This is a genomic window from Citrobacter freundii complex sp. 2025EL-00176 (genome assembly GCF_053309355.1).
The window spans coordinates 237,300-252,297 of the sequence record NZ_JBRYHT010000003.1; the positions used below are offsets into that span (position 1 = coordinate 237,300).

The 14,998-nt window shown below is 55.5% G+C and carries 18 protein-coding genes; 4 read left to right on the plus strand and 14 right to left on the minus strand.

What is annotated here, in order from left to right:
• Positions 1–22: 22 nt before the first annotated feature.
• Positions 23–238, minus strand: coding sequence for a 30S ribosomal protein S21 (gene rpsU / locus ACVXHP_RS10080; protein ID WP_001144069.1), 216 nt, complete (start codon positions 236–238; stop codon positions 23–25).
• Positions 239–474: 236 nt separating this feature from the next.
• On the opposite strand from rpsU, the gene tsaD reads away from it, so the two are divergent.
• Positions 475–1,488, plus strand: a complete 1,014-nt coding sequence (gene tsaD, locus ACVXHP_RS10085) for a tRNA (adenosine(37)-N6)-threonylcarbamoyltransferase complex transferase subunit TsaD (protein ID WP_038633989.1) — start codon at positions 475–477, stop codon at positions 1,486–1,488.
• 86 nt (positions 1,489–1,574) lie between these two features.
• Here the strand turns inward: tsaD and ureG are convergent, their stop codons facing one another.
• From ureG to ttdA, 10 genes are all read right to left on the minus strand, one after another.
• The gene (ureG, locus tag ACVXHP_RS10090) at positions 1,575–2,192 is read right to left on the minus strand and encodes an urease accessory protein UreG (RefSeq protein ID WP_447571372.1); all 618 of its coding nucleotides are present in this window, start codon (positions 2,190–2,192) and stop codon (positions 1,575–1,577) included.
• A gap of 9 nt (positions 2,193–2,201) precedes the next feature.
• Positions 2,202–2,873 carry an urease accessory protein UreF gene (locus tag ACVXHP_RS10095; RefSeq protein WP_304702183.1) on the minus strand — a complete coding sequence of 224 codons (672 nt, stop codon included), beginning with the start codon at positions 2,871–2,873 and terminating at the stop codon, positions 2,202–2,204.
• Positions 2,873–3,331: an urease accessory protein UreE gene (gene ureE, locus ACVXHP_RS10100; RefSeq protein ID WP_447571373.1), complete on the minus strand. Its 459-nt coding sequence runs from the start codon at positions 3,329–3,331 to the stop codon at positions 2,873–2,875. The genes ACVXHP_RS10095 and ureE overlap by 1 nt, the downstream gene beginning before the upstream one ends.
• Before the next feature lie 9 nt (positions 3,332–3,340).
• Entirely contained in the window at positions 3,341–5,044 is a 1,704-nt protein-coding gene (ureC, locus tag ACVXHP_RS10105) for an urease subunit alpha (protein WP_447571374.1), read from the minus strand.
• The gene (locus ACVXHP_RS10110; RefSeq protein ID WP_304702181.1) at positions 5,037–5,357 is read right to left on the minus strand and encodes an urease subunit beta; all 321 of its coding nucleotides are present in this window, start codon (positions 5,355–5,357) and stop codon (positions 5,037–5,039) included. Before ACVXHP_RS10110 ends, ureC begins: the two co-directional genes overlap by 8 nt.
• Before the next feature lie 9 nt (positions 5,358–5,366).
• The gene (locus ACVXHP_RS10115; protein WP_003024678.1) at positions 5,367–5,669 is read right to left on the minus strand and encodes an urease subunit gamma; all 303 of its coding nucleotides are present in this window, start codon (positions 5,667–5,669) and stop codon (positions 5,367–5,369) included.
• Positions 5,670–5,679: 10 nt separating this feature from the next.
• Complete coding sequence (locus ACVXHP_RS10120) at positions 5,680–6,504, minus strand: urease accessory protein UreD (RefSeq protein ID WP_447571424.1); 825 nt, start codon at positions 6,502–6,504, stop codon at positions 5,680–5,682.
• 123 nt (positions 6,505–6,627) lie between these two features.
• A complete protein-coding gene (locus ACVXHP_RS10125; RefSeq protein ID WP_447571375.1) occupies positions 6,628–8,091 on the minus strand; it encodes an anion permease in 1,464 nt (487 codons plus the stop codon).
• Positions 8,092–8,139: 48 nt separating this feature from the next.
• The gene (gene ttdB, locus ACVXHP_RS10130; protein WP_200009062.1) at positions 8,140–8,745 is read right to left on the minus strand and encodes a L(+)-tartrate dehydratase subunit beta; all 606 of its coding nucleotides are present in this window, start codon (positions 8,743–8,745) and stop codon (positions 8,140–8,142) included.
• Positions 8,742–9,650, minus strand: a complete 909-nt coding sequence (ttdA, locus tag ACVXHP_RS10135) for a L(+)-tartrate dehydratase subunit alpha (protein WP_038633966.1) — start codon at positions 9,648–9,650, stop codon at positions 8,742–8,744. The genes ttdB and ttdA overlap by 4 nt, the downstream gene beginning before the upstream one ends.
• Positions 9,651–9,862: 212 nt before the next feature.
• On the opposite strand from ttdA, the gene ttdR reads away from it, so the two are divergent.
• Complete coding sequence (gene ttdR, locus ACVXHP_RS10140) at positions 9,863–10,804, plus strand: L-tartrate utilization transcriptional activator TtdR (protein WP_447571376.1); 942 nt, start codon at positions 9,863–9,865, stop codon at positions 10,802–10,804.
• A gap of 31 nt (positions 10,805–10,835) precedes the next feature.
• On the opposite strand, the gene plsY is transcribed toward ttdR, so the two are convergent.
• Positions 10,836–11,453, minus strand: coding sequence for a glycerol-3-phosphate 1-O-acyltransferase PlsY (gene plsY, locus ACVXHP_RS10145; protein ID WP_003024662.1), 618 nt, complete (start codon positions 11,451–11,453; stop codon positions 10,836–10,838).
• A gap of 106 nt (positions 11,454–11,559) precedes the next feature.
• On the opposite strand from plsY, the gene folB reads away from it, so the two are divergent.
• Positions 11,560–11,928 carry a bifunctional dihydroneopterin aldolase/7,8-dihydroneopterin epimerase gene (gene folB / locus ACVXHP_RS10150; RefSeq protein ID WP_038633959.1) on the plus strand — a complete coding sequence of 123 codons (369 nt, stop codon included), beginning with the start codon at positions 11,560–11,562 and terminating at the stop codon, positions 11,926–11,928.
• Between the two features lie 86 nt (positions 11,929–12,014).
• Positions 12,015–12,833, plus strand: coding sequence for an undecaprenyl-diphosphate phosphatase (gene bacA / locus ACVXHP_RS10155; RefSeq protein ID WP_200009059.1), 819 nt, complete (start codon positions 12,015–12,017; stop codon positions 12,831–12,833).
• A gap of 85 nt (positions 12,834–12,918) precedes the next feature.
• Here bacA and ACVXHP_RS10160 read toward each other — a convergent pair whose 3' ends face one another.
• Positions 12,919–14,160 carry a multifunctional CCA addition/repair protein gene (locus ACVXHP_RS10160; protein ID WP_447571377.1) on the minus strand — a complete coding sequence of 414 codons (1,242 nt, stop codon included), beginning with the start codon at positions 14,158–14,160 and terminating at the stop codon, positions 12,919–12,921.
• A 62-nt stretch (positions 14,161–14,222) separates the two neighbouring features.
• Complete coding sequence (locus ACVXHP_RS10165) at positions 14,223–14,843, minus strand: TIGR04211 family SH3 domain-containing protein (protein ID WP_048232822.1); 621 nt, start codon at positions 14,841–14,843, stop codon at positions 14,223–14,225.
• Between the last annotated feature and the right edge of the window lie 155 nt (positions 14,844–14,998).

The window sequence follows — 14,998 nt, forward strand, 5'->3', positions numbered from 1 at the left end:
GAGAGCTTTAGCTCTCAATGGATTAGTACAGACGAGTACGGCGTGCGTTTTCGCGAGCCAGTTTCTTCGCGTGACGTTTCACAGCAGAAGCTTTAGCGCGCTTACGTTCGGTAGTCGGTTTTTCATAGAACTCACGACGACGAACTTCCGCCAGAACACCTGCTTTTTCGCATGAACGCTTGAAGCGACGCAGTGCTACGTCGAACGGCTCGTTTTCACGTACTTTAATTACCGGCATGTAACTCTCACCTTTAATAAATTCGGTTTGCCGCTGGCATCAACGCCAGCTTATTTCAAAATGGTGCGGAATTTTACTGCAATTGCTGCTGCTTTGTAAAGCACCCACGCGATTTTGAAAGGGACTTTTATAAGGACAAGGAGTATACACGAGGCATTCGCCTGGGGCGAACAAAGTTTTACATCAACCCGCATTGGTCCTACACTGCGCGGTAATAGAGCGAGGTAAAACAAGTCATGCGTGTACTGGGTATTGAAACATCCTGCGATGAAACCGGCATCGCCATTTACGACGATGAAAAAGGTCTTTTAGCCAACCAATTGTATAGTCAGGTGAAATTACATGCTGACTACGGCGGCGTAGTGCCAGAACTGGCCTCGCGCGATCACGTACGTAAAACCGTACCGCTGATTCAGGCCGCGCTGAAAGAAGCGGGACTCACGGCAAAAGAGATCGATGCGGTGGCGTATACCGCGGGTCCGGGTCTGGTTGGCGCGCTGTTGGTTGGCGCAACCGTAGGACGTTCACTGGCGTTCGCCTGGGGCGTGCCGGCAATTCCTGTGCACCATATGGAAGGGCATCTGCTGGCGCCGATGCTGGAAGAGAATCCTCCTGCTTTTCCGTTCGTTGCGCTGCTGGTTTCCGGCGGGCATACGCAATTGATTAGCGTCACCGGTATCGGTCAGTATGAATTACTGGGCGAATCGATTGATGATGCGGCAGGTGAAGCGTTCGACAAAACTGCCAAGCTGCTGGGGCTGGATTATCCAGGCGGTCCAATGCTGTCTAAGCTGGCGTCACAGGGTGTGGAAAAACGCTTTGTCTTCCCGCGTCCGATGACCGATCGTCCGGGACTGGATTTCAGCTTCTCTGGTCTGAAAACCTTCGCCGCGAATACGATTCGTAATAACGAAAATGACGATCAGACACGTGCAGATATCGCCCGAGCGTTTGAAGATGCGGTGGTTGATACGCTGATGATCAAGTGCAAACGCGCGTTGGATCAAACCGGTTTTAAACGTCTGGTGATGGCGGGGGGCGTGAGCGCTAACCGCACGCTGCGCGCGAAGCTTGCCGAAATGATGCAAAAACGCCGCGGCGAAGTGTTCTATGCGCGCCCGGAATTTTGTACCGACAACGGGGCGATGATCGCCTACGCGGGTATGGTGCGTTTTAAAGCGGGCGCAACGGCGGATCTTGGCGTGACCGTACGTCCACGCTGGCCGCTAGCGGAATTACCGGCGGCGTGAGTTTTTGCCCGGTGGTGGCTTCACTTACCGGGCCTGGTAAACCGTAGGTCGGGTCAGGCGAAGCCGCCACCCGGCGATAAACCGCGCTACACCCGCAACATTCCTTTTTCTTCCAGAAACGCAATAATCGTCGCCAGACCGTCCCCCGCCTTCAGGTTAGTAAACGTCCACGGACGCTCGCCGCGCATGCGCAGGGTATCGCGTTCCATCACCTCCAGCGAAGCGCCCACGTAAGGGGCCAGATCGGTTTTGTTGATCACCAGAAAATCGGATTTGGTGATCCCCGGCCCGCCTTTACGCGGGATCTTCTCGCCTTCGGCAACGTCGATCACGTAGATCGTCAGATCCGCTAATTCCGGGCTGAAGGTGGCGCTCAGGTTATCGCCGCCGCTTTCTACAAAAATCAGATCCAGGTTGCCGAATTTCTCGCTCAGCGCTTCTACCGCGGCCAGATTCATCGACGCATCTTCGCGGATGGCGGTATGCGGACAGCCGCCAGTTTCCACACCAACGATCCTGTCCGGTTCCAGTGCGCCAGCCTCGGTGAGAATGCGCTGATCTTCTTTGGTGTAGATATCGTTAGTCACGACCGCCAGTTGATAGCTGCTGCGCATGGCTTTGCATAACGCTTCCAGCAGCGCCGTTTTGCCGGAGCCAACCGGGCCGCCAACGCCCACGCGCAGGGGATGTTTGTTGTCACTCATTTTTTCTCCTCAGGAACGGAATAAGCGGGAATATTGGGTTTCATGCCGGGCAGACGCGATGGCGGCTAACGGCGTTGCGGATCCGAGGCAGGTGTCAGGGTACGCCAGCGCTTGTGCCAGACCTTGCGCATAACGATCGCAGAGCGAAATAATCAGCCGCTGCGCCGCCTGCTGGCCAAAGGGAACCAGTTTGACGCCTGCCATCACGGCGCTCTCAATCCAGCTGTAGCCGAGACTTAACGCCAGATTCGTCAGGGGGATTTTCCAGCGTACACCCAGCCAGGCCATACCGCACAGCTGGCTATCGGCAAAGAGCGTGCGCCATTCCTGGGAACAGTCTGGTTCCCAGTCGGTGACCAGCCGCGTAAAGGCTATGCCCCGGCTGCGTTCTTCATCCCGCAGTTCGCGGGTTTCCCGACAGGCCAGCAGGTAAGCGGTCCAGCGACGCGCGGCGGCGAGATCGTCCTGCTCACAGGCGCGATACAATCTCGCCAGCAGCGGTAAGTCGACGGTAAAAAAGTTGTGCTCCATCTGCTGGATTTGCCAGCCAGAGAAGTCATTGACGCTTTTCACCCAGCCGATTTCTACTGCCCACTCCAGGCCCTGAGACCAGGTAAACGATCCCACCGGGAGACTGCTGCTGGCGAGCTGCATCAGGCGCAGCTGTTGGGTGCTATGCATCAATGCGCATGACCGTGATGATGCCCGTGTGACTCGCTCGCATAGGCACCCGCTTCCGGTTCAAACGGCAACTGGGCAAACGCCACCTCGAGGTTGAACTGGCGCAGCATATCGTCCAGCACATGATCGTGGTGGTAGCGCAGCTCATCGGGCAGGATCTGCAATGGTACGTGGCGATTACCAAGGTGGTAACAGGCTTTGGCGAGCAGGAAAGGGTCGGCGCAGCGCACGACGGAAACCGACTCCGGCGCGGCGATCACTTCGATCACCTCGCGGCCATCGTCGGTAGTCAGCAGATCGCCGCCGCGTAACAGTAAACCGCGCGGTAGCATTAAGCCGGCTCCGCGGCCATCGCTCAGCGTTACTCTGGCGCGGCTTTTTACCCGGACATCAATGGGTAACGTGACGCTTGCGGTGACGCGGTGGGTGTGGTCAAGTCGTTGGGTCAGGTAGATCATCCTCACTCCTTAAAACAGGAAATAGCGTTGCGCCATCGGCAAAACGTCTGCCGGGTCGCTGGTAATCAGTTCACCATCAATGCGTACCTCGTAGGTCTGGGCATCGACGGTGATATTGGGTTGCAGGGCGTTGTGGATCATGTCAGCCTTTTTCACCGTCCGGCAGCCTTTGACGACGGCGATAGCGCTTTGCAAATTGAGCTGCTGCGGGATGTTTTGCGCGTTGGCAGCCTGTGAAATAAAGGTCAGCCGGGTGTGATGCCGCGCCGCGCCGAGTGCGCCGAACATCATGCGGTAATGCACCGGCTGCGGGGTGGGGATTGAGGCGTTGATGTCGCCCATCGGCGCGCAGACAATCATCCCGCCCTTCACGATGGTCGCCGGTTTTACGCCAAAAAAGGCCGGCGACCACAGCACCAGGTCGGCCAGTTTGCCAGCCTCAACGGAGCCGACTTCGTGGGCGATACCGTGGGTCAACGCTGGATTGATGGTGTACTTGGCGATATAGCGTTTAACGCGCAGGTTGTCGTTGTCGCCGGTTTCTTCCGCCAGCGGGCCACGCTGAATCTTCATGCGATGCGCCACCTGCCAGGTGCGCAGGATCACTTCGCCCACGCGCCCCATCGCCTGTGAGTCGGACGAGGTCAGGGAAAACGCGCCAATGTCATGCAGCACATCTTCGGCTGCGATCGTTTCCCGGCGAATGCGCGATTCGGCGAAGGCGACGTCTTCGGCGATATCCGGGTCGAGGTGGTGGCAGACCATCAGCATGTCGAGATGCTCGTCGATGGTGTTGACGGTATAAGGCAGCGTCGGGTTGGTGGAGGAGGGTAAAATATTCGGATGTGCGCAGGCGGTGATGATATCCGGCGCATGGCCGCCGCCCGCGCCTTCGGTATGGAAGGTATGAATGGTGCGATCGCCGATCGCCGCCAGCGTATCCTCAACAAAACCGGACTCATTGAGCGTGTCACTGTGCAGCGCCACCTGGATGTCCATCTCGTCGGCCACGGTCAGTGCGCAGTCGATAGCGGCAGGTGTGGCGCCCCAGTCTTCGTGGATCTTCAGGCCAATGGCGCCGGCAATGATTTGCTCGCGCAGGGCGTCAGGGTTTGAACCATTGCCTTTACCCAGCAAACCAATGTTAACTGGCAACGCGTCTGCCGCCTGCAGCATACGGGCGATATACCACGGGCCCGGCGTGCAGGTGGTGGCGTTGGTGCCTGCGGCCGGACCAGTACCACCGCCGATCATCGTCGTCACACCGGAAACCAGCGCTTCTTGCGCCTGCTGCGGGCAGATCCAGTGAATATGCGTATCCACGCCGCCCGCGGTGACGATCTTGCCTTCTCCGGCGATGATTTCTGTTCCTACGCCTATCGGGATCGTGACATTGGGCTGAATATCGGGATTACCCGCTTTGCCGATGGCGAAGATCCTGCCGTCTTTGATGCCGATATCCGCTTTGACGATCCCCCAGTGATCAACGATCAGCGCGTTGGTTATCACCAGATCCACACACCCCTGGGCGCGCATTTGTCCCTGACCCATACCGTCGCGGATCACTTTTCCGCCGCCGAATTTGACCTCTTCGCCGTAGGTGGTGAAGTCTTTTTCCACCTCGATCCACAGGTCAGTATCCGCCAGGCGCACTTTATCGCCGGTGGTCGGGCCAAACATATCGGCGTACGCCTGGCGGGAAATGTCACTCATGATCTGCCTCCAGCGCACCCATCACTTCACTGCGAAAACCTACTATCCTTTGTGCACCTGCGACGCGCACCAGTTCGACTTCGCGCTTTTGCCCCGGTTCAAAACGTACCGCTGTACCTGCGGCAATGTTCAGACGGAAGCCCCGCGTAGCCGCCCTGTCAAAGCGCAGCGCCGGGTTCACCTCGTAAAAGTGATAGTGCGATCCCACCTGGATGGGTCTGTCGCCGTGATTTTCCACTACGATCGTGCAGGTTTCGCGCCCCTGATTGATCGCAATGTTGCCTGCTGAGATCTGATACTCACCTGGGATCATTGCCGCTCCTTAGACGATCGGGTTGTGGACGGTGACCAGCTTCGAACCGTCCGGGAATGTGGCTTCAACCTGAATATCCGGGATCATCTCTGGTACGCCTTCCATCACCTGATCGCGGCGCAACACGTGACGCCCGTCTTCCATCAGCGCGGCCACGGTTTGCCCGTCGCGTGCCCCTTCCATAATGAAAGCGCTAATCAGCGCCACTGATTCCGGGTAATTCAGCTTCAGCCCGCGGGCCAGGCGACGTTCCGCCACCAGCGCGGCGGTAAATAGCAACAGCTTGTCTTTTTCTCTGGGGGTCAGTTCCATAAGGGGTCTCTTAGGTTTGCCAGATTCGCGGTAGTACGGGCATTTTGTGTAGCAGAAGCGGACGCAGAAATTGCCAGATGTCGCGCATAACGCGCTGAACAATCAGGTTGTCGTTCGCAAGAAAGCGGATTGTCAGCAGCGAGTCGTTAAGCGTTGCCCCGACATAATCCCCCAATGGCGTAAGCCGCTCGCGCGTCCCCTCCAGCATCTGTTCGCTGGCCGGATAACACAGCAACGTACCGACCCAGGGATGATGTGCGACGCCGCTCAGATCCCCTTCCTGCACCTGCAAACGCTCTATCAGCAGCGGTTGCCCATCCCGCCACACTTCCAGACGGTTTTGTAGCGTGCCGTGGCTGAACGTTTCCTGCATGACAGGGCGTCCGAGACATAGCAGATCCCAGGCCAGCAAATGGCTTGCAGACGTCAGATGAAATACGGATTGGACGGTGGCATTCGCGCCGGGAAAGAAGATCGTATCCTGCGGCAGCCACTCCAGCGTGGCGTGCGGGGCGAGCGTGAAATGCTGGCATAGCAGCGCCTGCGGCCCACGGCTGCGATAAAATTTTCCCGCGCCGGGTTGGGTGATTAACGCATGGCTGTTTTCATCGAGGGATACGGAAATACGTAGCTCATCACCGCCAACGATCCCGCCAGGTGGATGAAGCAAATAGAGGTGACAGACATCTTCTTCGGGATAAAACGGACGTTGAACCGTCAAAGGTCCATAGTGACGCGCCGAGGCGAGCGCCGTTTTATGTCCGGTGCGGGTAAAGTGCAGAGCCAGCTCGGCCTGCCAACCTCGTGTGAGTGTCTCGTGCGCCACCGTGTCCAGAGCGTTTCCCTTATCAGCATGAGGGTGTTTGCATACAAAAAAGTATGCCTCAGCGCATCGGGAAATCGATCATATGAGAAGCTTATAGATAAAGGGGCGACAAGAGGTCGCCCCACCAGGGGTTTACAGTAAAACGAGGGGCATCCACACCAGACCGGTGATCACCAGCAGTACGAGGAAAATCAGGCCAAAAATAGCGCCCAGCCGCCAGTAATCCACCGTTGGCAAATAGCCGCTGCCGTAGTAGATAGGGCTTGGGCCGGTGGCATAGGGCGTCAGAATACTGCCCAGGCCAATAGCGGCGCCGACCATCAGGCAGAAGACCGGCAACGGGATGTCCGGCATCGCCAGCGCGGCGGCGATCATCATCGGCGCAAGGGCGGAGGTATACGCTGTGGCGCTGGCAAAGAAGTAGCGCAGTAAATAAAAGACCACGATGAGCGCCACCATCACCATTATCGGTGAATAGCCGCTCAGCCCGTTTGCCAGCAGTTTGCCGAACCAGGTAATAAAACCGGTGTTATTCAGCCCGGTCGCCAGGGTTATCAGCGAGGCCAGCCAGAAAAAGACGTTCCATGCGGCTTTATTGCTGACGATGTCATCCCAACTAATGATGCGCAGTACCAGCATCAATGCCACCACGCTGTAACCGACCATCGCGGCGTCAATATAATCGCCACCGAAGATCCACAACACCAGCGCGCCGACCATCAGCCCCAGCATCTTTTTCTCACGGGCGCAGAGCGGTCCCATCGCTTTTAACTCTGTATCCGCCCAGCGCGGTACCTGATCGCCGGATTTCAGCGCCGGCGGGTACAGCACATACGCCAGCCAGGGCACGATCAGCACCAGTAAAATGCTCAGCGGCAGCATGCCTAAGAACCAGTCGCCCCAACTGAGCGCCGTATGAGATGCGCCTTTCATCAGGCCGATCAGCAGCAGGTTCGGCGCCATTGCCGTTAAGAAAATTGCGCTGGTGACGCAGTCGGCGACAATGCCCATCCACATGATGTAGGAGCCAATAGAACGTGAACTGGCGTCATTGGGCTGGGAGTTATACAGCGGCGGCAGGTTGCGGATAATCGGGTAGATTATTCCGGCTCCGCGCGCGGAGTTGGAGGGCGTGACGGGGGCGAGGATCAGCTCGGAGAACATCACCGCGTAGCCGAGAAACAGCGTCCGGTGCCCCATCTTTTTCACTAACATCAGCGCGATACGCCGACCGAGGCCGGTTTTCTCATAGCCGGTACCAAACATAAAGGCTGCGAAAATCAGCCAGATAACCGAGTTAGAAAAGCCAGACACGGCCCACGACAGTGATTTGGCGGTAAATTTAAAACCGTCCTGCGCGAGCTGTTCCGGGCTGAACAGGATCCACGGTGAAAGCACGGCGATGATCGAAATACCAATCATCGCCACTACCGCGCCGGGTACAGGTTCCAGAATGAGTCCCACAATCACACCGGTAAAGACGGCAAAATAGAGCCAGGTGTGGCTCTCAAGACCGGTGGGGACGGGTAAAACAGCAATAATGGCGATGACCACCAGCGGAGCCAGGTATCGCCACCAACCAGCTAAAGGTGCCATTGTGATATCCCTGCGAAAGGGGAGAGGCGCTGCGCCTCTCCGGAAGGATTATTTGATGTAATGCACGTGCTCGCAGATCTCTTCCACGATGGGATCGCGGCGTTCAGCGAACAGCTTTTTGTTTTCGGCGATCAGGTTGTTGCCGTGGGTGTCGATAGACACAATCAACGGACCGAACTCTTTGACCCGACACACCCACAGGGATTCCGGCATGCCCAGTTCCGTCCAGTGCACTTCTTCAATCTCTTCAACCTGAGTGGCCGCCAGTACGGCGCAACCTGCCGGGAAGATCACGTGCAGCGCTTTAAACTGCTTGCAGCCTTCCTCTGTCAATGGCCCCATCCCGCCTTTACCGACCACCAGTTTGACGCCGGTCTGCTCGATGAACTCTTTCTCAAAGGCTTCCATACGCATACTGGTGGTTGGGCCGACGGAGACCATCTCCCATTTTTCACCGTTCTTACGCACGATTGGGCCGGCGTGGAAAATAGCCTTGCCGTTCAGGTCATAAGGAATTGGGCGTTTTAGTTCGATCAGGCGACGGTGGCACACGTCGCGGCAGGTCACCAGCGTACCGCTCAGGTAAATGACATCGCCAACGCGAATGTCTTCCAGATCTTCGGCTTTAATCGGGGTTGTGAGGATCTTTTTCATAACGCGCTCCGGGTGTGAGACAGATTTTCGAAGGAGAGATCGGCATGAACCAACAGCGTGCCGCGACGGTGCGCCCAGCAGCCGGTGGAAACAGCAACGCCGATAGTCGACGGGTGGCGCGCGGCGGATTCGATATGTACGCCCATCACGGAGCTATTGCCGGTCAACCCTTGCGGACCAATACCCAGGCGGTTAAGCCCTTCTTCCAGACGCAGTTCCAGTTCGGCCGCTTTTGGATTGGGATGACGTGAGCCGATAGGACGTAACACGGCTTTACGGGAGAGCACTGCGGCAGTTTCTACTGAGGTGGCAATGCCTACGCCCACCAACACCGGCGGGCAGGCGTTAACGGCCAACGTGGAGATATTTTCGAAGACAAATTTCACGACGCCTTCGTAGCCTTCTGAAGGCATTAACACTTTTGAACGTCCTGGCAGGGTACAGCCGCCGCCTGCCATGTAGACTTCGATTTCCGCGTCATCATTATCAGGAATGATGTCCCAGGTGACCCACGGCACACCGGTGCCGGTATTTTTGCCGGTATTCACTTCGTCAAAAATCTCTACCGCGTTATGGCGCAGCGGCGCTTTGACCGTGGCGTCTTCAACGGCCTGTTTCAGGATGCTTTGCAGTTCACCTAACAGCGGAAAACGGGAACCGACCTTTACAAAGAACATAATCTCGCCGGTGTCCTGACAGGCCGGACGGTTCAGATCGATCGCCTTTTGCATGTTGTCAAACATGGTGTGGTAGATGATTTTACCCATCGGCGAGTCTTCGCCTTCACGCAGCTGTTTTAATTTATCCACCACGTCGTCGGGCATACGGGTAGAAATCATGGCGGTAAAGTTCGCGACAATGTTTGTCAGCGTATTTATCGCATTTTGGTTATTTTGATTGCTCATCTTGTAAACTCCAGTTCTTTTATTTTCTGGAAATAAATTCTCCGCCACAAACTACCACTAAAAATAGGGGTTTATATTATTTGCCACTGTGAATATCCAATTAACAGTTCGTGAATGATGTCCGGATAAGGCAATAAAAATTGCGCAAAGGCAGGGTTTAATACGCGTGAGAGAATTACACTGCGGTTAACAACATTACGGATATACCGACCATGCTGAACACGTACCCCCTGGCGAAAGACCTACAGGTGCTGGTTGAAATTGTGCATAGCGGCAGCTTTAGCGCCGCCGCCGCCACGCTGGGGCAGACGCCAGCGTTTGTGACAAAACGTATTCAAATCCTCGAATCCACACTGGGGACGACGTTGCTTAACCGCTCTGCGCGCGGCGTGGCGTTAACTGAGAGTGGTCAACGCTGCTATGAACATGCCCAGGCGATCCTCGCGGGCTACCAGCACCTGGTTGATGACGTCACGCAAATCAAAACGCGTCCGGCGGGGATGATTCGTATCGGCTGTAGCTTTGGCTTTGGGCGCAGCTATATTGCGCCGGCCATTACCGAACTGATGCATAGCTATCCTGAATTACAGGTGCATTTTGAGCTTTACGATCGGCAAATTGATTTGGCGCAGGATAATATCGATTTGGATATTCGTATTAATGATGAAATTCCTGATTATTATATTGCGCATTTGTTAACGAAAAACAAAAGAATATTGTGTGCGGCCCCGACCTATTTACAAAAATATGGCGAGCCGGTGACGTTACAGGAATTAAGTCGGCATGATTGCCTGGTTACCAAAGAACGCGATATGACCCACGGAGTGTGGGAACTGGATAACGGTCAGGAGAAAAAATCGGTCAAGGTAGCGGGGCATCTTTCATCGAACAGCGGTGAGATTGTGTTGCAGTGGGCGCTGCAGGGAAAAGGGATCATGTTGCGTTCCGAATGGGACGTACAACCGTTTCTGGCAGGCGGTGAACTGGTGCGTGTACTGCCGGACTACGCACAGAGCGCCAATATCTGGGCGGTTTATCAGGAGCCGCTGTATCGCAGCGTGAAGCTTCGCGTCTGTGTGGAGTTTCTGGCGACGTGGTGCCAGCACAGATTAGGCAAGCCAATTGAAGGGTATCACGTCCCCCAGGCCGGATAAGACGCTTTAGCGCCGTCATCCGGCAGTACCGTCACTCAGGATCTTTTTCGCGTTTTTTCTTCAGCTTGGTCCAGATCTTCGGCTCCTGACGACGCCACAGACGCTGAATGTTGTCATGGTGACGTAGCAGAATTAAGCACGACAACATAGAAACCGGAAAAGTGAACTGGGGATTGAACCACCAGACATAAAAGGGAGCGATCAACGCGCTGACGATAGCGCCCAACGACGAATAGCCGCTGAGCAAGACGGTCAGCAGCCAGGTTCCCGCCATTACGCCCGTTAAGTCCCAACCAATTGGCGCAATTGCGCCAAAGGCGGTGGCAACGCCTTTCCCACCTTTAAAGCCGAAGAATACCGGCCAGATATGTCCCAGACAGGCGGCGATCGCTATTAATCCCAGCCAGAAGGGGCTGACGCCTAGCGCATAGGCACCCCAGACGGGTAACATGCCTTTCAGTACGTCGAAAATCAGTACGGCGACGGCGGCTCCCTTGCCACCGATGCGCAACACGTTTGTCGCGCCCGGATTCCCAGAGCCGCTGTCGCGCGGGTCCGGCAATCCAGCGAGGCGGCATACCAGAATGGCACTGGAAATAGAGCCGCAGAGGTACGCGAAGATAATCATTCCAGGCGCGATTGCACTCATAAGCTGTTCCGTTTTGAAAATGTCGTGTAAAACGCTACTTCTGTGGATAATACGCATATTTCGCCGGAAGTGGTATCCGGGTTAGCCAAAAAGCAGGCGGGTCGTGATGGATATTGTATTTATAGAGCAACTTTCAGTAATCACCACTATCGGTGTTTACGACTGGGAACAGACAATCGAGCAAAAGTTGGTGTTCGATATCGAAATGGCGTGGGATAACCGTAAGTCGGCTAAAAGCGATGATGTCGCTGATTGTCTGAGCTATGCTGATATTGCTCAAACGGTTGTTAATCATGTGGAAGGCGGGCGTTTTGCGCTGGTAGAGCGCGTAGCGGAAGAAGTGGCTGACCTCCTGCTTAGTCGCTTTAATTCCCCATGGGTGCGTATCAAACTCAGTAAACCTGGCGCGGTGGCACGTGCGGCAAACGTCGGGGTTATCATTGAGCGTGGCAATAATCTGAAAGAAAATAATTAATTTAATAATTTCTAAAACAAACGGGTATAAAAGGGTCCTTTCGTCGGCTCTTTTTTGCCGTGGTTTCTCTATCTAGGGGTTTATTAATGAGTGATATGCACTCGCTGCTGGTGGCGGCAATTTTGGGTGTGGTCGAAGGATTGACGGAATTTTTACCCGTTTCCAGTACCGGCCATATGATCATTGTTGGCCACCTGTTGGGTTTTGAGGGCGATACCGCAAAAACATTTGAAGTGGTGATCCAACTGGGCTCTATTCTGGCCGTCGTGGTGATGTTCTGGCGACGTCTGTTTGGCCTGATTGGCATTCACTTTGGCAAGGTCCCACACGAAGGGACTGGCAAAGGTCGGTTGACGCTGGGACATATCCTGCTCGGGATGATTCCGGCCGTTGTCCTCGGACTGGTTTTTCACGATACCATCAAATCACTGTTTAACCCGATCAACGTGATGTATGCGCTGGTGGTAGGGGGCGTGCTGCTGATCGCTGCGGAATGCCTGAAACCGAAAGAACCACGCGCGCCGGGCCTGGATGATATGACTTATCGTCAGGCGTTTATGATTGGCTGTTTCCAGTGTCTGGCGCTGTGGCCGGGTTTTTCCCGCTCCGGTGCGACGATTTCTGGCGGTATGCTGATGGGCGTGAGTCGTTACGCGGCATCTGAGTTTTCTTTCCTGCTGGCGGTACCGATGATGATGGGCGCGACGGCGCTGGATCTCTACAAGAGCTGGTCGTTCCTCAGTGCCTCAGATATTCCGATGTTTGCAGTCGGTTTCGTGACGGCGTTTATCGTGGCGCTGGTGGCGATCAAAACCTTCCTGCAACTGATTAAACGCATTTCGTTTATTCCGTTTGCAATTTACCGCTTTATTGTGGCGGCCGCCGTTTACGTCGTGTTCTTCTGATGACTTTCCGTGGTGCCGGATGGCGGCGTTCCGCCTTATCCGGCCCACGGACGCAATATGTAGGCCGCCATCCGGCAACGTCAGTTTAATGGTCTGGTTTCGGACAACGCTGCTCTTTCCAACTGGCCACCGCCGCAATTCGCCGCTTCGTCAGCTCCTCCCGAATTTCCTGACCTTTAAATCCCGCCTCAACGACGTCTTTTGTGGGTACCGCCTGCGCAACCAGCCAGGCTTCACGCAGCAGTCTGCCTTGTGGATAATCCACCGCTTCAAAGCCGGTACGCCCACGCACGTCGGCCTCGCTGGTCAGGGCGATTTGCTCTACACGCTGCGGCTTACGCCAGGCATCGATGGAATCAAACAGCTTCACGATGGTTTTTGGCTGCAGGATGGGGAAGGTATGAATGAGATCGTGGAACTCGGCCACCAGTTTGGCTAAATCACGGATGTCATTTGGTACGCGCAGGCGCTGACACAGTTGCTCGACCAGCTTGACGCCCGCCGGACCATGACCGTGATGGCGTGGCCACAGTGCTTTAGGCGTTAATGCTTTGCCAAGATCGTGGCACAGCGTGGCAAAGCGCACGTCGACCTCGGGGCTTAACATGGCGGCCATCGACAGCGTCATCAGGGTGTGAATACCGGTATCGATTTCCGGGTGCCACTGCGCGGGGGCCGGGACGCCAAACAGGGCATCTACTTCCGGGAACAGGACGCGCAATGCGCCGCAGTCGCGCAGAACCTGAAAGAACACCTGGGGATTACGGGTGGTTAAGGCGTTTTCCGTTTCTTTCCACACCCGCTCTGACGTCAGATGTTCCAGTTCACCGGCAGCGGTCATGTCGCGCATCAATGTCATGGTTTCGTCGGCGATACGAAAACCGAGGTGCGCATAGCGGGCAGCAAAACGCGCCACGCGTAGTACGCGTAGCGGATCTTCGCTAAAGGCGGGAGAAACATGGCGCAGCAGGCGGTTTTCCAGATCGCTGCGTCCGTTATAGGGGTCGATAATCTCCCCGTCGTCATCGCGGGCCATCGCGTTGATAGTCAGGTCGCGACGCTGAAGATCGTCCTCCAGCGTGACATCCGCCGCGGCGTAGCAGGTGAACCCGGTATAACCCGAACCAGATTTACGTTCGGTACGCGCCAATGCATACTCTTCGCGGGTTTGCGGATGGAGAAACACGGGAAAATCGCGGCCTACCTGCTGGTAGCCCGCGTCGAGCATCTCTTGCGGCGTGGCGCCGACAACAACCCAATCTTTATCTTTAACCGGTAGCCCTATTAACGCATCCCGAACAGCACCACCGACCAGATAAATCTTCACGCCACTTTCCTTCTGAAAAAAATCATCCCTTAATCATATGTCAGTGTGGCGGAGAAGGCGATTCAGTTCATCCAGCGATCTTTGCGTTTACGGCTTGGGATCATGTGCGGCAGAACCAGTCCGAGCAGCAGACCAAGACCCAGCACGCCGCCGCCGTACATAAACCACTGCATGATGATGGTGCGCTGTTTGTCATCAAGCTGCAGGTTGGCTGCGCTGACCTTCTTTTGCGCCACGATAAGTTCGTTTTTCAGCTTCTGATTTTCTTGCTTCAGCCCGTCGATCACACTGTCGCTTTGCGCCACTTTTTGCTGCATATCGGCGGTGCGCTGATTCCACGTGGTATCGATATTATTGAGCTTATCTGTCAGCGTCTTAACCTGGTTTTCCAGATCGGGAACGCGGGTACGCAGGCTCGGCGTGCTGTTCAGCTCTTTCAGTGGGATCCAGGCGGTACGTCCGGTGCTGTCTTTCACCTGGGCATAGTTGGTGTTGGCGTCGGTCTGTAATAGCGTGACTTCCTCGCCGGCGTTAACCGTACCCACGAGGCGATAATTATCTCCCGGACCGCTGCGGACCCAGGTGTTCAGTTCGTCAGAGACATAGCGCTTTTCTTCGGCATGTGAGACTGCAGTGGCGCTAAGTGCGAGTAAAGTTAATCCAATCAGGCGTAATTTTGGCATCAGGCTGTCGTTATTGTCATAGAAAGTGGAACGATAGTAGTGGCATCAGTGTCTCTACGCAAAGCATTCGACATCAATCGGAATCATCTGTGTCCTTTTTGCCACCACCCGAAACTTTTACGCCCGTCAAATTGCTCGTTGCATGGCAATTTGGC

What these genes read in the sequence shown, in the direction of transcription:
- rpsU (WP_001144069.1), bottom strand. Translation starts at nt 238, where the DNA reads ATGCCGGTAATTAAAGTACGTGAAAACGAGCCGTTCGACGTAGCACTG.
- tsaD (WP_038633989.1), top strand. Translation starts at nt 475, where the DNA reads ATGCGTGTACTGGGTATTGAAACATCCTGCGATGAAACCGGCATCGCC.
- ureG (WP_447571372.1), bottom strand. Translation starts at nt 2,192, where the DNA reads ATGAGTGACAACAAACATCCCCTGCGCGTGGGCGTTGGCGGCCCGGTT.
- ACVXHP_RS10095 (WP_304702183.1), bottom strand. Translation starts at nt 2,873, where the DNA reads ATGCATAGCACCCAACAGCTGCGCCTGATGCAGCTCGCCAGCAGCAGT.
- ureE (WP_447571373.1), bottom strand. Translation starts at nt 3,331, where the DNA reads ATGATCTACCTGACCCAACGACTTGACCACACCCACCGCGTCACCGCA.
- ureC (WP_447571374.1), bottom strand. Translation starts at nt 5,044, where the DNA reads ATGAGTGACATTTCCCGCCAGGCGTACGCCGATATGTTTGGCCCGACC.
- ACVXHP_RS10110 (WP_304702181.1), bottom strand. Translation starts at nt 5,357, where the DNA reads ATGATCCCAGGTGAGTATCAGATCTCAGCAGGCAACATTGCGATCAAT.
- ACVXHP_RS10115 (WP_003024678.1), bottom strand. Translation starts at nt 5,669, where the DNA reads ATGGAACTGACCCCCAGAGAAAAAGACAAGCTGTTGCTATTTACCGCC.
- ACVXHP_RS10125 (WP_447571375.1), bottom strand. Translation starts at nt 8,091, where the DNA reads ATGGCACCTTTAGCTGGTTGGTGGCGATACCTGGCTCCGCTGGTGGTC.
- ttdB (WP_200009062.1), bottom strand. Translation starts at nt 8,745, where the DNA reads ATGAAAAAGATCCTCACAACCCCGATTAAAGCCGAAGATCTGGAAGAC.
- ttdA (WP_038633966.1), bottom strand. Translation starts at nt 9,650, where the DNA reads ATGAGCAATCAAAATAACCAAAATGCGATAAATACGCTGACAAACATT.
- ttdR (WP_447571376.1), top strand. Translation starts at nt 9,863, where the DNA reads ATGCTGAACACGTACCCCCTGGCGAAAGACCTACAGGTGCTGGTTGAA.
- plsY (WP_003024662.1), bottom strand. Translation starts at nt 11,453, where the DNA reads ATGAGTGCAATCGCGCCTGGAATGATTATCTTCGCGTACCTCTGCGGC.
- folB (WP_038633959.1), top strand. Translation starts at nt 11,560, where the DNA reads ATGGATATTGTATTTATAGAGCAACTTTCAGTAATCACCACTATCGGT.
- bacA (WP_200009059.1), top strand. Translation starts at nt 12,015, where the DNA reads ATGAGTGATATGCACTCGCTGCTGGTGGCGGCAATTTTGGGTGTGGTC.
- ACVXHP_RS10165 (WP_048232822.1), bottom strand. Translation starts at nt 14,843, where the DNA reads ATGCCAAAATTACGCCTGATTGGATTAACTTTACTCGCACTTAGCGCC.